Below are 3,909 nucleotides of genomic sequence, written 5' to 3' on the forward strand. Positions count from 1 at the left end.
CGCGACGCCCGGCCGGTGGCGCGGGCGGCCCAGCCGATCGCTCCGCGGCTGGCACGGACGCTGCGGCTGGCGCAGCCGACCGCGCGCGAGCTGCGGCCGCTGTTGCGCGACCTCGACGGCACGCTGCCGGTCCTCGACGACGCGCTCGTGCGCCTGCCGGCGCTCGCCGAGCGGGCGGCCCCGGCGCTGCGCGAGACCACCCGCGCTGCCGAGGGCGTCGCCCCCGTCGTCTCCGGGCTGCGGCCGTTCACCCCCGACCTCGTCTCGGGCGTGCTCGGCGCGTTCGGCGGCCGGGCCGGGACCAACTACGACGCGATCGGCCACGTCGGGCGGATCAGCCCGATCGTCAACTCGGCCGCGCTGCCGGACCTGATCGCCCCGCTCGCCGAGCTGCTCGACCCGCTGCTCGGCGCGATCGGCGGCAACACGCTCGGGGGCTACCAGTCGGGCAACGTCGTCCGCTGCCCGGGCGGCGCCGCCGGCACCTCCGCCGACGGGACGCGGCCGTGGGCGGCCGGCGTCAGCGGGCGCTGCAGCAGGCTCGACGACGGGCGGGGACGATGACCCGCCGCTGGCGCGCGGTCGCCGCCCTGCTGCCGCTGATCGCCGTCGCCGGCTGCGGCGGGGACGGCGGATCGACCGCGAGCGGCCGGGTCGACGCGATCTTCGCCAACGCCTCCTTCGCCGGCCCCGGACAGGACGTGCGGATCGCCGGCGCGACCGTCGGCAAGGTCACCGACGTCACGCTGACCGGCGACCGCCGCGCCCGCGTCGCGATGCGGGTCGATCCGCGGTTCCTGCCCTTCCGCGCCGACGCGACCTGCAGCGTGCTGCCGCAGTCGCTGATCGGCGAGCGGTTCGTCGACTGCGATCCGGGCACCCCGTCGGCGCCGGCGCTGACGGCCCGCGGCGGCGCCGCGACGGTGCCGTTGCGGCGGACGCAGAGCCCAGTCGACCTCGACCTCGTGGTCGCGATGCTCGGCCAGCCGGCGAACGTCCGGCTGCAGCTGCTGCTCAACGAGATCGGGGCCGGCACCGCCGCCCGCGGGCCGCAGATCGCCGCCGCGATCCGCCGGGCCAACCCGGCGCTCGGCCAGATCGGGCGCACGCTCGACGTGCTGGAGCGGGACCGCGACGCGCTGGCGCGGACCGTCGACGCCTCGGGCGACGTGCTGGGGGCGCTCGACCGCGGCCGCCGCGACCTGACCGCCTTCTCCCGCGATGGCGGGCGCTTCCTGCAGACGACCGGCGGCGAGCGGGCGAATCTCGACCGCACCCTGCGGCGGCTCGCTCCGGCGCTGCGCGAGCTGCGGCCCGCCTTGGCCGACCTGACCGCCACCAGTCGCGACGCCACCCCGGCGGTCGCCGACCTGCGCGCTGCCTCGCCCGACCTGACCGGGCTGATGCGGCAGGTGGGACCGCTGTCCGACAGCGCCCGTCCCGCGCTGCGGCGGCTGCGCGACGCGGCCCGCGTGAGCACCCCGCGGCTGCGGCGTGCCGCGCCGCAGCTGCAGCGGCTGATGACGACGGTCGACGCGCTGGCCCCGTCGGTGCCGGCGGCGACCGCGGTCGCCCGCAGCCTCCGCGACAGCGGCGCCGCCGAGTACCTGAGCGCGTTCGCCTACGCCGGCGCGCTCTCGACGTCACGCTTCGACGCCCGCACCCACCTGATCCCGGTCCAGATCATCCCGATGCTCTGCACGCTCACCAGCGCGACGCCGGTGCCGAGCTGCGAGGGGCGGTTCGCCGACGAGACCGCGGGCCGCGTCGCCAAGTCCGCCGCCGGCTACCGGGCGCGCGTCCGCCAGGCCCTGCGCCAGGACCCGCCCGCGCTCGGCGCCCGTTCGCGGAGGGCCGCGCGATGAACCGCCGCCGTGCCTCGCTCGCCGCCAACCCGGTGCTGGTCGGCGCCGCCGCGGTCCTGATCGCGCTGGTGGCGCTGGTGATCTCCTACAACGCCAACTCCGGCCTGCCGTTCGTCGAGACCTACGACGTCGACGTGCAGGTCGCCGACGCGAAGAAGCTGACCACCGGGACCGACGTCCGGATCGCCGGCAAGCGGGTCGGCCAGGTCAACGCGATCGACGCCGAGCCCGGCCGCGACGGCCGTCCGCCGTACGCGGTGCTGCGGCTGGCGCTCGACCTCGACGTCCGCCCGCTGCCGCGCGACACGACGGCCCGGATCCGGCCGCGCAGCGTGATCGGCGCCAAGTTCGTCGAGCTGATGCCGGGCGAGAGCCGCGCCGGGATCCCCGACGGGGGCACGATCGCCGAGGCGCGGACCAGCGCGTCGACCGACCTCGACGAGGTCACCGCCGCCTTCGACGCCGGGATCCGCGGCAGCGTCCGCAAGATCATCACCGGCAGCTCCGACGGCCTCGCGGGCCGCGGGCCGGCGCTGAACGCCGCGCTCGACCGGATGCCGGGGACCGAGGCGGCGGCGACCCACGCCTTCCGGGTGCTGGCCGATCCGGCGACCGACCTCGGCGGCTTCCTGCGCGGCGCCGCCCGCGCGCTCGAGGCGATCCGGCCGCGGGCGTCCGACATCCAGCCGGCGCTGCGCGACGCCGCCACCACGTTCGCGGCGCTGGCCGACGAGCGGCAGGCGATCGTCGGCACGCTCCGCGCCAGCCCGCCGACGCTCGACGAGGCCCGCCGCGCCTCGATCGCGCTGCGCCCCGTGCTGCGCGACACCGCGGCCCTCGCCCGCGAGATCCGTCCCGGCGTGCGCGCCCTGCGCCCGGCGGCGCGCGAGCTGCGGATCGCCGCCCGCCGCAGCATCCCGGTGCTGCGCCGCGGCAGCATCCTCGGTCGCCAGTTCGAGGCCGTGATCGCGTCGCTCGACGGGGCGCTCGATCGTCCCGCGACGACGACGACGCTCGACCGCCTGACCCGCGGCGGCCGCGACCTGCGCCCGGTCGTCGACGAGCTGCAACTGGTCCAGGCCCGCTGCAACTACGTGACGCTGTTCGCCCGCAACGTGTCCAGCACGCTCGGCGACGGCGACCAGTACGGCAACTGGTTCCGGGCCCAGGCGTCGGTCGACATCACCCACGTCCTGCGCAGCCCCGCGACCTCGGCGACGCTCCACGACAACCCGTACCCGAGCACCACGCCGAACGGCTGCGGGATCGGCAACGAGCTCTACCGCCCCGGTCAGGACTTCGGTCCCGGGCCCGGTCCGGTCGCGCCCCGCAACCCGACCACCCGCCCGCCGGCCGGCACCCCGGAGGGTCCGCGATGAGTATCCGCCGATCGCGCGGCCGCGACCACCGCGACGACGCCCGTCGCGAGCAGCGCAGCCGCCTGCGCTGGGGCGCCGGGCTGATCGTCGTGATCGCCGTCGCCGTCTACATGATCTTCCGCGGGCCGCTGCCGGGCCAGGGCCCGCGCGAGCTGACCGCCGTGATGCGCGACACCGGCGCGATCCGGGCCAACGCGGCGATCAAGCTGCGGGTCGCCGGGGTCGACGTCGGCCACGTCACCGACGTGCGGCCGATGCCGGGGCGGCACGGGATGGCCGAGGTCACGATGGAGCTCTCGGATCCCGATCTGGTGGTCCGCCGCGACGCGACCCTGAAGCTGCGCCCGCGGCTGTTCCTCGAGGGCAACTTCTTCTTCGACCTCGATCCGGGCACCCCGGGTGCGCCGCCGCTCGGCGACCAGCCGCTCGCGCCGGGCGCGACGTCGATCCACGTCGCCGCCGACGAGGTGCTGTCGACCTTCGACGCCGACACCCGGCGCTCGTTCCGCGGTGCCGTCCGCGGGCTCGCCGGCGGCCTCCGCGGCGAGGGCGCCCGCGACTTCAACCGCGTCCTGCGGGCGCTGCCTCCGGCGCTGTCGGACGGCACGGTCGTGGCCGACGCGCTCGGCGGCGTGGCCGACGGCGACCTGGCCGGGCTGGTCCGC

The 3,909-nt window shown here is 77.3% G+C and carries 3 protein-coding genes and 1 pseudogene; all 4 read left to right on the forward strand.

The features are described 5' to 3' along the window. Window positions 1-564 (forward strand): annotated as a pseudogene (locus PAI11_RS26765) (MlaD family protein); the annotation flags it as partial. Continuing rightward, the gene (locus PAI11_RS03735) at window positions 561-1,865 is read left to right on the forward strand and encodes an MlaD family protein (protein WP_007570997.1); all 1,305 of its coding nucleotides are present in this window, start codon (window positions 561-563) and stop codon (window positions 1,863-1,865) included. The pseudogene PAI11_RS26765 and the gene PAI11_RS03735, both read left to right, overlap by 4 nt. Beyond that, the gene (locus PAI11_RS03740; RefSeq protein WP_007570999.1) at window positions 1,862-3,244 is read left to right on the forward strand and encodes an MlaD family protein; all 1,383 of its coding nucleotides are present in this window, start codon (window positions 1,862-1,864) and stop codon (window positions 3,242-3,244) included. Before PAI11_RS03735 ends, PAI11_RS03740 begins: the two co-directional genes overlap by 4 nt. Next, window positions 3,241-3,909, forward strand: a 669-nt coding sequence (locus tag PAI11_RS03745) for an MlaD family protein (RefSeq protein WP_040598154.1), incomplete at its 3' end; no start/stop codon positions are given. The genes PAI11_RS03740 and PAI11_RS03745, both read left to right, overlap by 4 nt.

Origin of the sequence: Patulibacter medicamentivorans, from assembly GCF_000240225.1 — a bacterium.
Lineage (GTDB): Bacteria > Actinomycetota > Thermoleophilia > Solirubrobacterales > Solirubrobacteraceae > Patulibacter > Patulibacter medicamentivorans.

What these genes read in the sequence shown, in the direction of transcription:
- PAI11_RS03740 (WP_007570999.1), top strand. Translation starts at nt 1,862, where the DNA reads ATGAACCGCCGCCGTGCCTCGCTCGCCGCCAACCCGGTGCTGGTCGGC.
- PAI11_RS03735 (WP_007570997.1), top strand. Translation starts at nt 561, where the DNA reads ATGACCCGCCGCTGGCGCGCGGTCGCCGCCCTGCTGCCGCTGATCGCC.